19 protein-coding genes and 6 pseudogenes are annotated in these 15,339 nt (G+C 56.8%); 18 read left to right on the top strand and 7 right to left on the bottom strand.

Annotated elements, in window-relative coordinates:
- Positions 1 to 42 precede the first annotated feature (42 nt).
- From B0B13_RS00140 to B0B13_RS18125, 3 genes are all read left to right on the top strand, one after another.
- Positions 43 to 294 carry an AbrB/MazE/SpoVT family DNA-binding domain-containing protein gene (locus B0B13_RS00140; protein WP_076793700.1) on the top strand — a complete coding sequence of 84 codons (252 nt, stop codon included), beginning with the start codon at positions 43 to 45 and terminating at the stop codon, positions 292 to 294.
- Positions 288 to 638 (top strand): type II toxin-antitoxin system ChpB family toxin, encoded by a 351-nt coding sequence (locus tag B0B13_RS00135; protein WP_076793698.1) that lies wholly within the window; start codon positions 288 to 290, stop codon positions 636 to 638. Before B0B13_RS00140 ends, B0B13_RS00135 begins: the two co-directional genes overlap by 7 nt.
- A gap of 71 nt (positions 639 to 709) precedes the next feature.
- Complete coding sequence (locus B0B13_RS18125; protein ID WP_170872316.1) at positions 710 to 859, top strand: hypothetical protein; 150 nt, start codon at positions 710 to 712, stop codon at positions 857 to 859.
- Positions 860 to 1,008: 149 nt separating this feature from the next.
- Here the strand turns inward: B0B13_RS18125 and B0B13_RS16845 are convergent, their stop codons facing one another.
- The 3 genes from B0B13_RS16845 to B0B13_RS00115 all read right to left on the bottom strand — a co-directional run bounded on the left by B0B13_RS16845 (position 1,009) and on the right by B0B13_RS00115 (position 2,134).
- A complete protein-coding gene (locus tag B0B13_RS16845) occupies positions 1,009 to 1,374 on the bottom strand; it encodes a hypothetical protein (RefSeq protein WP_286137185.1) in 366 nt (121 codons plus the stop codon).
- 197 nt (positions 1,375 to 1,571) lie between these two features.
- Positions 1,572 to 1,916, bottom strand: a complete 345-nt coding sequence (locus B0B13_RS00120; RefSeq protein ID WP_076788131.1) for an HVO_A0114 family putative DNA-binding protein — start codon at positions 1,914 to 1,916, stop codon at positions 1,572 to 1,574.
- Positions 1,913 to 2,134, bottom strand: a complete 222-nt coding sequence (locus tag B0B13_RS00115) for a toxin-antitoxin system TumE family protein (protein WP_076793695.1) — start codon at positions 2,132 to 2,134, stop codon at positions 1,913 to 1,915. Before B0B13_RS00115 ends, B0B13_RS00120 begins: the two co-directional genes overlap by 4 nt.
- 379 nt (positions 2,135 to 2,513) lie before the next feature.
- Between B0B13_RS00115 and B0B13_RS00110 the strand changes: the two genes are divergently transcribed.
- The 4 genes from B0B13_RS00110 (at position 2,514) to B0B13_RS00095 (ending at position 3,749) form a co-directional block, all read left to right on the top strand.
- On the top strand, positions 2,514 to 2,858 hold the full coding sequence (locus B0B13_RS00110; protein WP_076793928.1) for a nucleotidyltransferase domain-containing protein: 345 nt from the start codon (positions 2,514 to 2,516) through the stop codon (positions 2,856 to 2,858).
- Between the two features lie 28 nt (positions 2,859 to 2,886).
- Positions 2,887 to 3,057, top strand: coding sequence for a HEPN domain-containing protein (locus tag B0B13_RS18770; RefSeq protein ID WP_237574056.1), 171 nt, complete (start codon positions 2,887 to 2,889; stop codon positions 3,055 to 3,057).
- A gap of 74 nt (positions 3,058 to 3,131) precedes the next feature.
- Positions 3,132 to 3,251: a type II toxin-antitoxin system RelE family toxin gene (locus tag B0B13_RS17365; protein ID WP_076793927.1), complete on the top strand. Its 120-nt coding sequence runs from the start codon at positions 3,132 to 3,134 to the stop codon at positions 3,249 to 3,251.
- A 45-nt stretch (positions 3,252 to 3,296) separates the two neighbouring features.
- The gene (locus tag B0B13_RS00095; protein ID WP_083703556.1) at positions 3,297 to 3,749 is read left to right on the top strand and encodes a hypothetical protein; all 453 of its coding nucleotides are present in this window, start codon (positions 3,297 to 3,299) and stop codon (positions 3,747 to 3,749) included.
- A gap of 509 nt (positions 3,750 to 4,258) precedes the next feature.
- On the opposite strand, the gene B0B13_RS00085 is transcribed toward B0B13_RS00095, so the two are convergent.
- Positions 4,259 to 4,552, bottom strand: a complete 294-nt coding sequence (locus B0B13_RS00085) for an H-NS histone family protein (protein ID WP_076793925.1) — start codon at positions 4,550 to 4,552, stop codon at positions 4,259 to 4,261.
- 598 nt (positions 4,553 to 5,150) lie between these two features.
- Between B0B13_RS00085 and B0B13_RS16835 the strand changes: the two are divergent.
- The 5 genes and pseudogenes from B0B13_RS16835 to B0B13_RS00050 all read left to right on the top strand — a co-directional run.
- Positions 5,151 to 6,097: pseudogene (locus tag B0B13_RS16835) on the top strand (IS481 family transposase); the annotation flags it as partial.
- A gap of 290 nt (positions 6,098 to 6,387) precedes the next feature.
- Complete coding sequence (locus B0B13_RS00065) at positions 6,388 to 7,032, top strand: DUF3800 domain-containing protein (protein WP_212667327.1); 645 nt, start codon at positions 6,388 to 6,390, stop codon at positions 7,030 to 7,032.
- Between the two features lie 287 nt (positions 7,033 to 7,319).
- Positions 7,320 to 7,746 (top strand): annotated as a pseudogene (locus B0B13_RS18765) (transposase family protein); the annotation flags it as partial.
- Between the two features lie 305 nt (positions 7,747 to 8,051).
- Positions 8,052 to 8,327, top strand: coding sequence for a type II toxin-antitoxin system RelE/ParE family toxin (locus B0B13_RS00055; protein ID WP_076793684.1), 276 nt, complete (start codon positions 8,052 to 8,054; stop codon positions 8,325 to 8,327).
- A 2-nt stretch (positions 8,328 to 8,329) separates the two neighbouring features.
- Complete coding sequence (locus B0B13_RS00050) at positions 8,330 to 8,632, top strand: addiction module antidote protein (RefSeq protein ID WP_170872314.1); 303 nt, start codon at positions 8,330 to 8,332, stop codon at positions 8,630 to 8,632.
- Positions 8,633 to 8,777: 145 nt separating this feature from the next.
- On the opposite strand, the gene B0B13_RS00045 is transcribed toward B0B13_RS00050, so the two are convergent.
- Complete coding sequence (locus B0B13_RS00045; protein WP_286137182.1) at positions 8,778 to 10,190, bottom strand: 2-hydroxycarboxylate transporter family protein; 1,413 nt, start codon at positions 10,188 to 10,190, stop codon at positions 8,778 to 8,780.
- 259 nt (positions 10,191 to 10,449) lie between these two features.
- Between B0B13_RS00045 and B0B13_RS19635 the strand changes: the two are divergent.
- Positions 10,450 to 10,551: pseudogene (locus B0B13_RS19635) on the top strand (integrase core domain-containing protein); the annotation flags it as partial.
- Positions 10,552 to 10,564: 13 nt separating this feature from the next.
- On the opposite strand, the pseudogene B0B13_RS00035 reads toward B0B13_RS19635, so the two are convergent.
- Together B0B13_RS00035 and B0B13_RS00030 are read right to left on the bottom strand one after the other, a co-directional pair.
- A pseudogene (locus tag B0B13_RS00035) lies at positions 10,565 to 10,867 on the bottom strand (integrase core domain-containing protein); the annotation flags it as partial.
- 245 nt (positions 10,868 to 11,112) lie between these two features.
- Positions 11,113 to 11,568, bottom strand: a complete 456-nt coding sequence (locus B0B13_RS00030; protein ID WP_212667326.1) for a transposase — start codon at positions 11,566 to 11,568, stop codon at positions 11,113 to 11,115.
- A gap of 100 nt (positions 11,569 to 11,668) precedes the next feature.
- Here B0B13_RS00030 and B0B13_RS00025 point away from each other — a divergent pair, with 100 nt between their 5' ends.
- The 5 genes and pseudogenes from B0B13_RS00025 to B0B13_RS00005 all read left to right on the top strand — a co-directional run.
- Positions 11,669 to 12,052 carry a transposase gene (locus B0B13_RS00025; RefSeq protein ID WP_237574165.1) on the top strand — a complete coding sequence of 128 codons (384 nt, stop codon included), beginning with the start codon at positions 11,669 to 11,671 and terminating at the stop codon, positions 12,050 to 12,052.
- Positions 12,049 to 12,384: an IS66 family insertion sequence element accessory protein TnpB gene (gene tnpB / locus B0B13_RS00020; protein ID WP_076793675.1), complete on the top strand. Its 336-nt coding sequence runs from the start codon at positions 12,049 to 12,051 to the stop codon at positions 12,382 to 12,384. Before B0B13_RS00025 ends, tnpB begins: the two co-directional genes overlap by 4 nt.
- A 63-nt stretch (positions 12,385 to 12,447) precedes the next feature.
- Positions 12,448 to 13,038, top strand: a pseudogene (locus B0B13_RS00015) (transposase domain-containing protein); the annotation flags it as partial.
- Positions 13,039 to 13,581: 543 nt separating this feature from the next.
- Complete coding sequence (gene ltrA, locus B0B13_RS00010; protein ID WP_076793674.1) at positions 13,582 to 14,844, top strand: group II intron reverse transcriptase/maturase; 1,263 nt, start codon at positions 13,582 to 13,584, stop codon at positions 14,842 to 14,844.
- 48 nt (positions 14,845 to 14,892) lie between these two features.
- Positions 14,893 to 15,339 (top strand): annotated as a pseudogene (locus B0B13_RS00005) (IS66 family transposase); the annotation flags it as partial.

Genomic DNA, 15,339 nt, shown 5'->3' with positions numbered 1-15,339 from the left:
GAGCCAAATTTCAGATGCGCTTGACAACGTTAGGAGATGGCAATGGAACTCAAGATTCACAAATGGGGCAATAGCGCGGCAGTTCGTCTGCCGAGTGTGCTGCTTGAGCAGATCAACGCCTCAGTCGGCAGTTCACTAAACGCCGACGTGCGCCCGGATGGCGTGATGCTGACCCCGGCCCGCCGTAAGTATTCGCTGGACAACCTTGTTGCCCGGTGCGACCCGAAGGCGCCTCTTTCGGGCGACATGGCGGCATGGGACGAGATCAAACCGGTGGGGCGTGAGGCGTGGTGAGGCAGGTACAGTTCGAGCGGGGCGATATCGTGCGCGTGAGCCTGAATCCGACTGTCGGACGAGAGCAGCAAGGCGATTTTCGTCCGGCGCTCGTTCTCTCTCCGGCGGCGTTCAACGCCTTGGGCGTGGCGCTCGTTGCCCCAATCACCCAGGGCGGCGAATTTGCTCGCTTTGCTGGGTTCGCCGTACCGCTTTCTGGTTCTGGAACCGAGACGCAAGGTGTTGCGCTCGTCAACATGGCGCGTATGCTCGACTTGGAGGCGCGCGGCGCGCGTAAGGTCGAACGCGCGCCGGTTGAAGTGGTTGAGGACGCGCTGGCTCGGCTTCAGACGATTATCGAGTGAGGAAAACGCGATAAGCAACAAGGTCTGAAACCTGATGTACGCGCTGGGCAACACGAAGCGGTTGATCGGCGATGCGAACCATCCGCAAGCGCGCCAGTCTGCAAAGCGCTTGCGTCATCGATAAGAACGGCTGGCGTGTCTGGATCGAGCATCATAAGACAGGCGAGCGGTTGTACGATAGCGAGCGTGAAAAGGCGCATCGCCAGGCGGCTCAGTGGTAATGGAAAACAGGGAACACGATTGTGGCTATGAACGACGACACGCCACGAATCGAAGGAATTCCGTCGAAAGACGGTGCCTATTGGTACTATAAGCGCGGCAAGCTGCTGCCCAGCTTGGTATGACGTCGCGCTGCCTCGTTCGCGACCCGCTACGATTCGCACCGACGAAGATACGCTTGCCCTCGTGCGACAACTGGCGCAGTACTATCCCGATCGGCACGGCCAATTGCGTTACCCACTCCACCAGCGCGTCGGCGTTGACCCGCGAAAGCCTGTTCGCGCACGTCATGCAGCAGCCGATCAATGGTGGCGGCGCTGATCTGACTCAGCCGTTGGCGAACTTGCTTTGATAGCGTCAGGTGAGCATGCCGTGCCATCGCATCGGTCAGCGTTGCAATGAGCACCTTCAGTCGTTTGCCGCAGATCCGATCGGCCGCCTCCCATAGCGTGATCAGCGCGGCCCGCATCTGATCGTCGTAGCGTCGCTGGGGGCCGGGCTTCGTCCTCGGCGGCACAGGCTCGCGGCACAGCACACGGATGAATAGGCGCCGACAATCATCCCGGTCGACTGGCCAAGATGATTGTCGGTAAACCAGCCAGCCATTCTGCTTGACGCTATCCAGACTACCCAATTAAGACCAGGCCTCGATGCGAGTCGCTATTTCAGGGGAAAGTGCGGCGTGTTCATTGAGCGCGTTATTTACGTTCGCCACTACAAGGCCACCTCAGCGGCAAGTGCGTCCCACGGCGCTGTCAAGCGGCCGTTTTCCCGCACGACCAGACCGGCAACTTCTAGCGCTGCCACATCAGCATGCACGCGCTTGTAGTCACGCGATAAAGCGCAGGCCAAAGCTTTGACGCTATCGGCGCCTTCTCGGTGCAAATAGCGTAGCAGCTCCAGCCGTTTGGGCGTCAGCGCCGCCACCATTTCCTGCCACGAGAGAAACGTGACGTGACTTTCCTTAAAATGCTCACCTCTGGCCGCGCGCTCAAAGGCATTCACGAACCGCTGTCCCATATCACGCGCGCCGCTTACATGGACTGTCAGTTTGCTCATTTTCCGCTCCTTTCGCGTTCAACATCCCCCAAAAATTCCCTCACCATCTGTTCTGCCGTCGAAAAAACGTAGGGCACTTCGCGATCACGATAGTGGCGATGGTCGCCCTTGCCACGTTCATTATCGTAGCCAATGATTCTTACGCCGCCCTGACCATAGAACAGGCTGTATTTCAAACCATGAGGTCTTTCCGCATCACATCCGGGCAATCGCCAGATAGTTGAGTGAGTTGAGTTACTGCTCTAGTATGGTACGCAAAGCGTATCGTATTCTGAGGCTATGTCGGAATCTACACAACAGGAATTTTTGCGAGCCGCCAAGGAGCAGCTTGGCGTAACCTGGGACGGACTTGCAACTGCCAGCGGTATTAGCCCGCGTGCGATGAAGACGTACCGGATGCCGAATACGTCGAAGGATTACCGCCCCCTTCCTAATCTCGCACGCGCAGCGATTCTGCGACTGCTCCAGGACCGCAGAAAACGGCACACAAAACAAGCTTGACAATGGTACTCATTGCGTACAAAACTAGACCGCGCAGCGGCGCGACGGGCGACATATGAACTCAAGACCAAATTTTACGGGGGAGGAATGCTGCCGATGAACTCGAATCACATCGACCCCGATACCGAACGAGCGATTCGGTACTTCCTTAACCTAATTGCCGACCGTTACGACATAACTGGCGCGATTCTCTACGGAAGCCGGGCGCGGCGTACCCATCGGGCCGACAGCGACGCCGATGTGGCTGTCCTGCTGAAAGGAGAACATCAGCGATTTCTTACCACCAAGCTTGAAATGGCCGACATCGCATTTGACGTGCTGCTGCAAACGGGCATTCTCATTTCGCCGCTGCCGATCTGGCTTGATGAATGGGAGCATCCAGAGACCTATTCAAACCCTTCGTTGCTCCACAACATCAACCGGGAAGGAGTCAGGCTATGAGTGACCAAAATTGACGCCCGTTGCGTTGATGGCGAAGGCAAAGCGGGCATATGCATCCGCCCGCGTACTGCTTGGCTTAGGCGACGTGGATGGCGCGGTGAATCGCGCCTACTATGCGATGTTCGATGCGGCCCGCGCTGCCCTTTGGCGTTTGGTGCACCCCTCGAGCCGGATGTGGGTCGTACTCACAGTGGACTGATTGGGGCCTTTGGCAACTATCTTGTTGAGTCTTCGTTGTCGCCATGCTGGGCCAGTTTATGCCAGAGAACCCGAATGAAAGGTGAGTTCTGGAACTATCGCGTGAGCAGTTATCGAGTCATCGCCAAGATTCAGGATGGCGAGCTGCTCATTTTAGTGGTGCGGATTGGGAACCGCCGAGCGGTCTATAAGTGATGACAGCCGTGACGGCGGGTAGCGCAAAGAGGGGGGAGAGGCGCGATGAAAGAGGATGATCGGAATTTATTCCAAGCAACGCATTCCCCATCGGCTGTGGCCCCGCGCATGACGTTCGTCGATCTTCCCAACAGCATACGAACTGATTTCCCGGACGGCAGTTATCTCGTCGAGGGACCTGAAGGGGATAAATATCTTGTCTCCGAATCAGGTGATATCAGTGCCACCCTTGTCGAAATTCGGCGAGTGCAGATCGATGATCTCTCGCAGGTCTTAAGGCATGAAATCGTGCGTGTCCATGAGACAGTCTCGCATACCTTGCACTTCGCTGGAGGGGGCGTTTTTTCTTTTCTGCATCACCGCGACGGACGTGGCATGTCGATTCAAGCAAACCGCATTTTGTGCCGGACATTACCCGGTGGCGTAATCATCGTATGTGGTACGACAGCGGACGATAACGGGCATGAAGCGAAATCTTTCCCGCAAGCGCAAGGATAGCCAATTTCACTTGAGAGTGAGGGCAATAGACGAGCGTTTTGCCAATATGTTTTGCGAAGCATCAGGCAAAGGCTGGTTGCACTGCCTCAAGCTCAGCTTCTTGCGTGGCGCTGCTGAGAGCGTCAAAGCCAATGCCTATCTTGCAGCGCGACACGCAATGCCCATTGTACCGCCCGCGCGAGACGGATTGCGGTATGACGGGAAAGTCCTTGGGCAATAGCATAATCGCATCCGTCGGCCTCGACCACGAGGCACCATTTTGCCAAGCGCCTGCGATCGGCAAGCCGCCATGGCGTGGCATGCGGCATCACTGGATGCCGCATGCAGCGACAGTAGCTCAGCGCAGCGCTCGCCTGGCGAGACCAAGCAAACGCCATCAATCCGATGCATCGCGATATGGATTAGCCCAAACCGGTACCGCATGATGCGTCTAGACCGGTGATAGTGCGACAAAAAAAACGCAGGTTACGGCGGCACATTTGCCCTCTTCGTCAACCTACCGCTGCACCTTATTTTTGAATCAAAAAGCGCTCACGATTCTTCTTAATCCATGACGGGGCTCGACCTCTACCGCTCCAAGTCTCACCGGTTTTGGGATTGTGGTATTTCGGCTCGCGCGGCTTTGCGAGTGCCGGGCCGCGAGCTTGACGCCTACGTCCGAATAAGTCTTCAACTGTAATTCCCAACTCGGCGATCTTCTCGCGCATCTGGGCAAGCACTGATTGCAATTCCTGTTGCCGTAAGGCTTCTGCCTCCGCTTCAAGCTTTTCAATTTGAGCGCGCAGCTCTTGGTATGTCGCCATGTTAATTTCCTCGGTTAGGTTGAAAAAATATCCTGCACGGACGCGGATTAGGTCGACCAATCGCAAGTCCATGCCGATGCGTCAGATTGACCAAGCGCTTGGCAGCATGGTCTCAATCTAAAAAGACCCTTTGTCTGGTAGACCAAGGCTGCTATACCGGACTCTGCTCATAAGCTTGCAGCGTATATTCTCCGCCCATTGCGTCATCATCAACGCGAGTGGCCTATGTATAGCCGAACCTAATTGCAGTTTAGACACTTGACCGTAAGCGTCGTCACATTCGATGACCAACCACCGCTTGGCCTTTGCCTTCTCAGCCTGTACGCGCGCATAAAAGATGCCAACTTGTCCTTTGCGACGAACGGCCATTTTACAAGAAGCGTTTATTTTACCTTAAAACGCCAACTGACAATCCAGTCACTCAAAAATAGACGATGTATGGTTTTCACCAGCGGCGTTGCGCAGAAAGGCAAGAAAATCTATTCGCGTGATTGACCGTTAGCTGTGAGGCTTCAATAGGTTGTATCGATAGTTCATTTGGGCTGAGTCTGGGCAACTGGAGGTCGCCAAACACCCGGCCTTCCAGCAGTTCAGTTGGATGAACACCTTTCAGAATGCCCGCTCACCTCTGCTCGTCGACTCGAGAGGGTTTAGCAGATCACCGAATATGGCTGAAACGTGGCCCAAACTGCAGCCCATCACGGCGTGGCGGCACCGACTCTACGCAAGTGGCTTGGTCGCTATCTCACCGGCCGGTGCAGCTGCGCTGACAGAGGCATCTTCGCGGCCGGCCCGCTCGCCACATGCAATCGCGCCGGCGACGGCTTGGCGGGTCCTGGCGTTGCGCTAGCAGCTTGCTACAGCGTCAGATCGTTCGACAGGCGAGCGCGTTCGCTTTAACCGGCAGAGCCGTGTGTTCAGGCGCGCTGGGCTGCCTCGTTTGAGCGACCTACCATCGCGGGAGCCGATTCAGCGATACGAGCATGTGGCGCCGCGCGATCGGCTGTACATCGATACTAGGAAGCTGAGTTGCATCGCATGCCCCGGCCATCGTGTCACCGACAATCGGCGAGATACGGTGGACGGCGCGGGCTGGGAGTATCTGTTTGTCGCCGGAGATGACCACGTTTGGATTGTTTCACGGCGACGCGCCCAGACGCGAAGCAGGCCCGCGCCGTGCAGTTTCTGCGCGATGCCGTAGCGTGGTACGCCGGCTTGGGTGTGCGCATCTGCAGGCTGTTTACCGATAATGGTTTAGCGTTCCGTTCACGTGAATTCGCTCGGGTCTGTTAGGAACTGGGCATCCGGCACAAATTGACGCGGGTCTATCGCCCACAGACCAACGGCAAGGCTGAACGCTTCCTCCGGTCAGCCTTGCGCAAGTGGGCTGATGCCTGAGCCTACCCAAGCTGTGCACATCGCCGCGAAGCCTTAACCAGCTGGCAGCATCACTACACCTAGCATCGCGCGCACAGCGCCATCGGAGGCATTGCACCGATGGCAAGACTTTCTGCATCGAGAAATTACCTTTTGACGCTTCACACGCCAAGACCGTCCGGTCGTTCTTCGCGCTGGGAGCAGCGTCTTCGAAGGTATGACGGGCATCGGATCAATTGGTAACGCGGCGCGTGTTGAACCCGGCCTCAACAAACTGCCACGGCGCGCTTGAAAAACAGTGCGTTTGTTATCATAATGTATTTATAGCGGCGCTGCGGTTTAAATAGGCCCGAAGTTCCTGCGACAAATCGGCGTCAGTGATCGTAAGCGTACTTCGAGTACGTCAGGTCCGGGTACCGCACTTCTTTCGATAGCCTCCCTTGGGAGGCTATTTTTATATGCGCGCAACGATCTATCTAGACGAAAGTGGGTGTCTGGGCTGGAAACTGGATGCGCCCTATCAACGCGGCGGCTCCAGTCGCTTCTTCACACTCGCGGCCGCCATCATACCGGACGGCTGCGAACGGTTACTCGAGCGCGTCGTGCGCGGGGTGTACAAGCAGCGAGGTCGCCCCGCGCGTAACGAGCTCAAATCCGTTCACCTGTCCGCGCGCGAGCGCATTAATTTCGCCGGCGAATTGGCGAAGATTTACCATAAGTGCCCAGACGTACAATTCGTCTCAGATACAGTGCGCAAGGACGCTGTCAATGCCGCTTTCCGGCGTAGCCCGAACAGTCTTTATAATTACATGACGAAGCTGTTACTGCTGGAAGTCATGAGTGGGTACGACTCCGTATCCTTTATTCCCAATGTGCGGTCACTGAAAATCGAGCTCAAGCATTCTCTCCACGAGTATTTGTGCACCGAACTCGCGGGCAGTGGCGCCAACACAAGGTTAGAGACAACGCCGTGGGAAAGCAAGGACAGTTTTTGCTTACAGTTCGTCGATTGGCTAGCGGGTATCGTTTGGGCACACCATTGCAACGGCGAAGTTTACAAAGCGGCCTCGCCAAGCATCCGCCAGCGCCGGCTGTTCTTTTAAGGAAGTACGTCCTTTTTGGAGTGTTGATTGGGTAAGCTGGAACAGACTCGTACATGGCTGACAGACAACTGAAATCTACTGCTGTACACCCGCCTGTAATTATCAACGGTGATTTCCGCAAAATCTTCTGTCGTGGGTTTCCCGCAATGATGGTGGACGAACCGGTCCTATCGAAGCAGCATAGAAATTTCGGGCCCCATTTTGGCGCACTATTCATCCTCGTCGCACAGCCAACCGGTATCGTGCCATAGGAGCAGCTGCGCTTGCCTTCATTGTTCTGACCGGCCGGCGCAGCCGCGCTGACAGAGGCATCTTCGCGGCCGGCCCGCTCGTCACGTGCTATCGCGCCGGCGACGGCTTGGCGGGTCCTGGCGTTGCGCTAGCAGCGCTTGCTACAGCGTCAGATCGTTCGACAGGCGAGCGCGTTTGCTTTACCGACAGCCGCGTGCTCAGGCGCGCCAGGCTGCCTCGTTCGAGTGACCGACCAACGCGCGAGCCGATTCAGCGATACGGGCATGCTGCGCCGGGCGATCTGCTGCACATCGATACCAAGAAGCTGAGTTGCATCACATGCCTCGGCCATTGTGTCACCGGCAATTGGCGAGATGCAATGGCCGGCGCGGGCTAGGAGTATCTGTTTGTCGCCGTAGATGACCACGTTCGGATCGTTTCACGGCGACGCATCCTGACGCTTCACACGCCAAGTCTGTCCAATCGTTCTTCGCGTCGGAAGCATGATCTTCGAAAAGGTGACGGGCATCGGCCAGCGGCGAGCAGCGCGCCGCGCTGCAAATCGTTGCTCTGCGATATGCGCATATAGCCAACCAGCATAGGCGGATAGCTATCCGAAATAGGCGCATAGCGATGGTGTTGCCCGCACATTTTGAAGGTGCTGCACGGGCGGTTCACGAGGTGAAACAAAGCCTGTCACCAAACCGTTGTTTGCCGACTCATCCGCCAATGCTTCGCAGCGTTGATCTTATGTAATCAAACGATTACAATCACATCATAACCTACAGGTGAAAGTGCTCGACGAGTTCTGCAGTTGGCTTAAGAGCCTGAAGGACGGACTGACTAGACAGCGCCTGAACAAGCGACTACGGAAGGCCCAGCTTGGTAACTTGGGCGACGTGAAGCCAGTGGGTGAGATGCACGAGCAATTCGGTCCTGGCTGGCGCATGTACTATGTCCAGCGCGGTGAGACGCTCATCGTGATGCTGGACGGTGGCAACAAGTCGGCTCAGCAAGCTGACATTCACCGGGCGATTGCGTTGGCGAATTCTTTGGAGGATTGACCATGACCCAGCGAATCAAAGTTTCCCAACTTCCCGAGTTTGATGCGGCCGAGTACCTGAACAGCGAAGAGGATGTCGCGTCGTACCTAACAAGTGTCCTTGAAGAGAATGACCCAGCGCTGCTGGCCGCAGCCCTTGGCGATATCGCCCGTGCTCGAGGAATGGCGCAGGTGGCCAAGGACGCTGGCATCGCACGCGAAGCCCTGTACAAAGCGCTTCGACCCGGCAGCGAACCGCGCTTCGAGACGATCAGCCGCGTTTGCGCTGCCTTGGGCGTGCGCCTGGTGGCACAGCCGCTGCGTTGACGGAAATTTTGGGGTTTCCGGCCTCCTTGCATCTGCAACGTTGTGCGCGAGCGATTGCTATTTGTTTAGGGCTAGGAGCCATGTCCAGAGCGGTGAGTTAGCGCGTCTCACATACCCCAAAACATCATGCTATGAGGCAAGGTTGCTATTCGCATTGTTCCATCAGCCCCAACGCCAAGATCACGGTCATCGCGCCACCCATTCGTGTGGCAAGCTGCGCAAAGGGCATCAGCGGCAGACGGTTTGCCGCCGTGAGAATAGCCAAATCGCCCGTGCTTCCCATGCCGCTATGGCACGCGTTGATCATTGCACTTTCGGTTGCCGGTAGTTTGATCCAGCGTCCGACAAAGAAACCGGTGATCATCAGCGTAAGCACGGTCACCACAGTGGTGACAAAATGCGCTAAAGTCAGCGCAGCGAGCAACGCTTCCCACGGCATCAACGTGATGCCGATGCCAAACATGAGTGGATAGGTGACCGCGCGGGCAAAGAAACAATAGACCCAGTGCGCGCCATATTCAAGCTGGGCAGGCACGGCACCACTTAACTTGACGGCCACAGCCAGAGCCAACATGCCCAGTATCGCAGGCAGATGGGTGAAATGTTGCAGGACCAGACCTACCAAATACAAACTAATTGCCATGATGCCTGCCGCGGCAACTTGCTCAACGGTGACGGGCTCGCGACTTATTATCGAATGGGCCTGAGCGGACGAAGCCAGGTCATCGGAATGACGTCGGCATCGTCGACTGATTTTTTCAAACGTTGCCGCACACATAATGGCACTCAAGTTGCCCAGCACGACAGCGGGTACCACCCGCGCAAGCAGCTGATCTTGTGGCAGCTGCAGCAGCGCGGCATAACCTAACGTGAGCGGCAGCGCACCTTCGCCAATGCCCCCGGCCATGATTGGCACTACGATATAGAAAAACGCATCAGATGCGTCTAAGCCAAAGATCATGCCGGTGATAGTACCGACCACGGCGGCGGCGACTGAACCCGCCATGACTGGAAGCGCAAATCGGCTGATGCCCTTGGTCAACAGCGCCCGGTTCATGCCCAACAAACTGCCCACAATGACCAGGGCAGAGAACAAGTAAATGATGTTGGTGGTCTGCCAAAAGTGATGAATCGGGCTAATCAATTCCGCCGGCAGCAGGTGATGATGTACTAGCCACGAGGGCAGTAACAATGCCACAATGACAGGGCCACCGATATGACGTAGTCCTGGCAGTTTGGCACCGAGCTCGGCACATGTAAATCCCGCGACTGCAAGTACTGCAATCATTACAGGTAAATCGCTGGATACACGTTCTAGTGCAACAAGTGCGGCAGTACAAGCCAGTAGCAACCCGTATACTGGCACGGGGATAATGCCAATGCGACAGTGCATCCATTGCTGCCAGTGGGGTGATGCACGCCATGCGCATAGGCGAGAGACAAACACCGTGCTGAACAAGCGGAAAGCTTTGAGTCGTTTTAAACTAGATTTAGCCATGACGCACCTTATGGGTTCCCCTTTAGGTGAAGGGCGGTTAGGCTCGGTAAAGTGCGTCACCACTTTTGTCGGGCCGCTTCAATGCACTTATTGCATAGGTAAATTAAACGACTATTGAGTAAAACCCATTTATAAAGGGTCGAATAAATAGATAAGGTAAACTTTACCTAAACTTAAGCGCTTTAGGTAACTATAACTTGCTTGCCTGCAGAGAACAAGGCCACTTAAGATGCGTTAGATTAACTAGTTGCTTAAATAACTAGCCCTGCAAATTCAATTCGACTACCGAAGGGGTATTTGACGCCAGCGCTGGTTCCCTTGGGTGAAGCGGAACAAGCGTCTGATTGAGGCGCGGTGTATCGAGTACAACACTGAGCGGCCTCACAGCTCGCTTGGCTATCTGACGCCGGTGCAGTTCTGAGGCTACCCCCAAATCAGGGCCGTTCTAAAGTGGAAATTTCCGGCTCTTCGGGGCAGGCCGAATCGGCCCGAGTCCTGCACTGACGGGCGAATTCGGCAGGCGTCATCCACTGCAGTGCAGAGTGGGGACGCACCTCATTATAGTACTGGCGCCAAGTCTCGATTTTGCGCTTGGCGTCTTCGAGCGATAAGAACCAATGCGCGTTTAGGCATTCGTCACGCAAGCGCCCGTTGAACGACTCGTTCTTCGCGTTATCGGTTGGCTTGCCAGGGCGAGAGAAATCGATCTCAACGCCCCTTTCATACACCCACTTGTCGTCTAATTCCTGTCGTCTAATTCCTGTCAATAAGCTTACTCTCTGTTGCAATGCTTCCTAGAGGCCGTCTCGTTGTCGTCTACGTGGTCGCAGTGCGCCACAACGTGCCGTTTGCAAGTCGCTACAGCGTTCCGATGTGATTGCCGCGGTGGGACCGCAAAGAGAGTGAAGGAATCGCTGCGGCGACGTAATCAGCCTGAATGAAGTATTCGGCTCTGGCAGTGCAAATAGTTAAATCAAATCCACTATCTGATCGCCTTGAAGTCTGTTTGCCCCTTCCACATAGAAAGCAGTACGGTCGCTAATTTGCGCGCGGTGGCGACCATCGCCTTGCGAGCGCCAATGCGAGGAATAAGCGTTAGTGCCCATCGTCTCAGATCGCAGTTTTGCCGGTATCGGGAGATGAGAGAGGACGCCGCTTCGAACAGTAGATGGCGCGTAAGCCGACATCCTGCCTTCGAAATGCCTGCGTTACGATCGACATTGCCGGATTGATATTTCGTCGGCGTCAGCCCCAGGTAGGGCCCAATGTCACGCACGCTTGAGAAGCGCTCAGGATTATCAACGGCCGATGCAAACGCCACTGCAGTCAGCGAGCCCACGCCGGGCACGGTCATCAAGCGTCGGCAGACCGGACTTGCTTGAGCCACGCGACGGATGGCCTGATCCAGTGCATTAATTTGAGTTCCAATATGGCGCAAGCTATCTATTAGGTAAGCACCCGGCGATGTCACCTTGAACCCGCCGTGTCATGAAGCGACGATCGTGTTCACCTCATTTTTTAATGGACACGTACACACTATGAACGAGAATGAAGTGGGTTCGGAAGCGGTGCAGCCGACACGGCGACGCCGCCACAGCAAGGAGTTCAAGGAGACAGTGGTCCGTGCGGCGATGCAGCCAAACGTGTCGATCGCCGCAGTCGCGCTGCATTACCAGTTGAATGCGAACCTGTTGCGTCGGTGGGTGGCCGCGCAGCAGCAGGACGTGGCGCGCGAAGCGCGCCAGTCGATGAGTGTGCCCGCGGCGAAGTTTGTGCCGCTGCAATGGCAGAGGCCGGGCGTGGCGCCTGCCTCGACGGTGATTCAGATCGAAGTGCGCCGAGGGGCGGCGAGCGTGACGGTACGCTGGCCGCTTTGTGCTGCAGCCGATTGCGCGGCGTGGTTGCAAAGGTGGCTGCGATGATGCGCATTGACGAGATCTGGCTGGCAACCGAGCCGATCGATATGCGCGCGGGCATCGATACGATCCTGGCGCGTGTCGTGAAGGTGTTTGGCGCGGCGCGGCCGCACCACGCCTATTTGTTTGCCAACCGTGACTCGACGCGCATGAAGGTGCTCGTGTATGACGGGTTCGGTATCTGGCTGGCGGCACGGCGCCTGAACAAGGGGCGGTTCATCTGGACGAATGGGAACCAGGCGATTGCCACTGCGCTGAATCTGGCACAGTTGCGAGCGCTGGTAACCGGGCTGCCCTGGCACACGCTCGCACACGATCACGCGATCAGCGTCGTGTAATATCCCCAAAGCCGTAAACTGTCTTGCTTGCCGCAGCGCGGTGGGTTCTGGCAGACTGGCCGCATGAACCTATCGGCTAACCTCAACGCTTTAAGCCCTGACGAACTGCGTACGCTAGCTGCGCAATTGATGGTTCAGGTGAGCGAGAAGGAGCGGGAGCTGCGCTACCGCCAGAGGCGCATTGAGCAACTTACCCATGAGATTGCCGTGCTCAAGCGCTTGCAATTTGGCAAGCGCAGCGAGCAATTGAACGTTGAGCAGATGAGTCTGCTCAATGAGGCCATCGACGCGGATCTGGCTGTGCTCGAAATCGAGCTCGAGCAATTGCACACAGATACGCCTGCGCACAAGCAGCAGCAAAAGCCCAAGCGTGCGCCGTTGCCGCCACACTTGCCACGCACCGAGATCCATCACGAACCTGACGAGCTCACCTGCTCCTGCGGCTGTCAGCGCGTGCGTATCGGCCAGGACATCAGCGAGAAGCTGGACTATAAGCCGGGGGTGTTCACGGTTGAACGGCATATCCGCGGCAAATGGGTCTGCAAGGCGTGCGAGACGCTGATTCAGGCACCTGTGCCGCCCCATGTGATCGACAAGGGCATGCCGACCACAGGCTTGCTCGCGCAAGTGCTCGTTGCCAAGTACGCTGATCACTGTGTGTCCTGGAACACATCTTGAAGTACGAAGGATGTGGAACTGCATGAGAGATGAGGGATGGCCCCTCGGGGCCGGCGATCAGGAGTCGGTCTCAAACCGTCACAAGCTGCTGTCGTAAAGAGCGATGGTGGTGAGCGTTGTGGGAAAGGCGGAGCGTTGATTCCGTCAGGTGAGGTCCATGGAGACGAGCGAGAGCAAACCGTCGATGAACTGCCGAAAGCGTATCGTTGATGTCAGAACCGGAGTTGGTGGTCGCTCCGGGATGAGTGCGGGCGGAGACCTGAAGCCCGGCCCGCGCGGCATCCGGCTCGAAGGCGGCGTGAACATGGATCAGGCTCTCATGCGGAACAGGAGAACCTGTCGCCCCGGTGTGAAGGGAGACGCTCGAGCAGGCGACCCCTGCAAGAGCCAGAGTACCGATACGGGGCACAGGGGCAGAATGGCTCGTAGTAGGGTTGAAGGCGCTGTAATGGTGCTGGACCGAAGGGGCCATGGTGTCCAGCCTTCGGCTGCAGCCAACCGGATAACGGGAGGAGCTGCATGACGCAGGCAAAGCCGTTTGCTATTCAGAAGCGAGAAGTGTGGGAAGCCTTCAAGAAAGTGAAGGCCAACCACGGAGCGGCTGGAGTGGACGGGCAATCGATCGAAGAGTTTGAAGCGAAGCTGTCTGCCAATCTTTACAAACTCTGGAATCGGATGTCGTCCGGCAGCTACATGCCTTCGCCCGTTCGTCGGGTGGAAATACCGAAGGCGGGAGGTGGTACGCGACCATTGGGCATTCCCACGGTTGTGGACCGCATCGCGCAGGAAGTAGTCCGGCGATATCTGGAGCCGATACTGGAACCGGTGTTCCACGCGGACTCGTATGGATATCGTCCCGGCCGATCGGCGATTGATGCAATCAGGACGGCGCGTGAGCGGTGCTGGCGCTCGCACTGGGTGCTCGATATCGACATCAAAGGGTTCTTCGACAATATCGATCACGAGTTATTACTCAAGGCGGTCCGTCGGCATGCCGACTGCGCCTGGGCGATCCTCTATATCGAGCGTTGGCTGAAGGCACCCGCGATGCTTGACGATGGCGAGCTTGTTGTGAGGGACAAGGGTACGCCGCAAGGTGGGGTCATCTCACCACTTTTGGCTAACTTGTTCCTACACTATGCGTTTGATGTCTGGCTTGGGCGGGAGATGCCTGGGGTGTCGTTTGAGAGGTATGCAGACGACATTATCTGTCATTGCCGCACCGAACGACAGGCGCGAGCGCTATGGGCACGTCTGGATGCGCGACTGCGCTCGTGCGGTCTTGTTCTCCATCCGCAGAAAACGAAGGTGGTTTACTGCAAGGACACAAACCGCAAGGGCGAGTACTCATGCGTCAGCTTCGACTTCCTTGGCTATACATTCCGACCTCGGTTGGCAAAGTGGCGAGCAGGGCTCTACGGAGTTTCGTTTCTGCCAGGTGCAAGCTCGCGTGCGCTCAAAGAGGTTCGCAAAGCGGTACGTAACTGGGGCCTCCAAAGGCGCAGCGACAAGGGGCTGTTTGATCTTGCCCGGATGTTCAATCCGTACATTCGAGGATGGATCGGCTACTTCAGCTGTTTCTACAAGTCGGCGCTGTATCCGACATTGCGTCGCATCGATGCACACCTGCTACGGTGGGCGGCTCGCAAGTTCAAGCGCTTTCGCCAACGTCCGCGTGGCGCTCGTGCGTGGCTTGCGAAGATCATCCGGGCTCAGCCCGGGTTATTCGCTCATTGGCCGCTTCTGTATGGTCGGCTGGATGCTGGGAGCCGTATGAGTTGAGAGGCTCACGTACGGTTCTGGGAGCGCGTGGGGGTGAGATTCCCCCGCGCGACTCGCTTGCCGTTATACCGTCAAGAACGCATCTTCGGGCGCGCCGGCCTTGCCATCGCTCAATCAACGCTGGGTCAGTGGGTTGGCGTTTGTGGTGTGAGGTTGCAGCCGCTGGTCGAGGCGCTTCGCGAAGAGCTTGTGCAACACGGTGTGCTGCACGTCGATGAAACGCCGGTGCAAATGCTCGTTCCCGGTAAAGGCAAGACGCAGCGCGCATACGTCTGGGCATACGCCACGACGCAGTTCGCCCACGTGCGCGCTGTCGTCTATGAATTCGCCGATAGTCGCGCAGGCGAACATGCTCGCCAGTTCCTCGGTGACTGGCGCGGCAAACTGGTATGTGACGATCACAGCGGCTACAAAGCCGGGTTCGAGCTGGGCATCACTGAGATCGGATGCATGGCTCATGCAAGACGCAAGTTCTTTGAGTTGCACGCCAACCAC

This window comes from Burkholderia sp. b14 (assembly GCF_900156195.1).
Lineage (GTDB): Bacteria > Pseudomonadota > Gammaproteobacteria > Burkholderiales > Burkholderiaceae > Mycetohabitans.
The sequence above is the reverse complement of the archived record's forward strand: the minus strand, read 5'-3'. Positions and strand labels throughout refer to the sequence as shown.

Coding starts and splice junctions, on each gene's coding strand:
- B0B13_RS00140 (WP_076793700.1), top strand. CDS start 43: ATGGAACTCAAGATTCACAAATGGGGCAATAGCGCGGCAGTTCGTCTG.
- B0B13_RS18125 (WP_170872316.1), top strand. CDS start 710: ATGCGAACCATCCGCAAGCGCGCCAGTCTGCAAAGCGCTTGCGTCATC.
- B0B13_RS00120 (WP_076788131.1), bottom strand. CDS start 1,916: ATGAGCAAACTGACAGTCCATGTAAGCGGCGCGCGTGATATGGGACAG.
- B0B13_RS00110 (WP_076793928.1), top strand. CDS start 2,514: ATGAACTCGAATCACATCGACCCCGATACCGAACGAGCGATTCGGTAC.
- B0B13_RS18770 (WP_237574056.1), top strand. CDS start 2,887: ATGGCGAAGGCAAAGCGGGCATATGCATCCGCCCGCGTACTGCTTGGC.
- B0B13_RS17365 (WP_076793927.1), top strand. CDS start 3,132: ATGAAAGGTGAGTTCTGGAACTATCGCGTGAGCAGTTATCGAGTCATC.
- B0B13_RS00095 (WP_083703556.1), top strand. CDS start 3,297: ATGAAAGAGGATGATCGGAATTTATTCCAAGCAACGCATTCCCCATCG.
- B0B13_RS00085 (WP_076793925.1), bottom strand. CDS start 4,552: ATGGCGACATACCAAGAGCTGCGCGCTCAAATTGAAAAGCTTGAAGCG.
- B0B13_RS00065 (WP_212667327.1), top strand. CDS start 6,388: ATGCGCGCAACGATCTATCTAGACGAAAGTGGGTGTCTGGGCTGGAAA.
- B0B13_RS00050 (WP_170872314.1), top strand. CDS start 8,330: ATGACCCAGCGAATCAAAGTTTCCCAACTTCCCGAGTTTGATGCGGCC.
- B0B13_RS00025 (WP_237574165.1), top strand. CDS start 11,669: ATGAACGAGAATGAAGTGGGTTCGGAAGCGGTGCAGCCGACACGGCGA.
- tnpB (WP_076793675.1), top strand. CDS start 12,049: ATGATGCGCATTGACGAGATCTGGCTGGCAACCGAGCCGATCGATATG.
- ltrA (WP_076793674.1), top strand. CDS start 13,582: ATGACGCAGGCAAAGCCGTTTGCTATTCAGAAGCGAGAAGTGTGGGAA.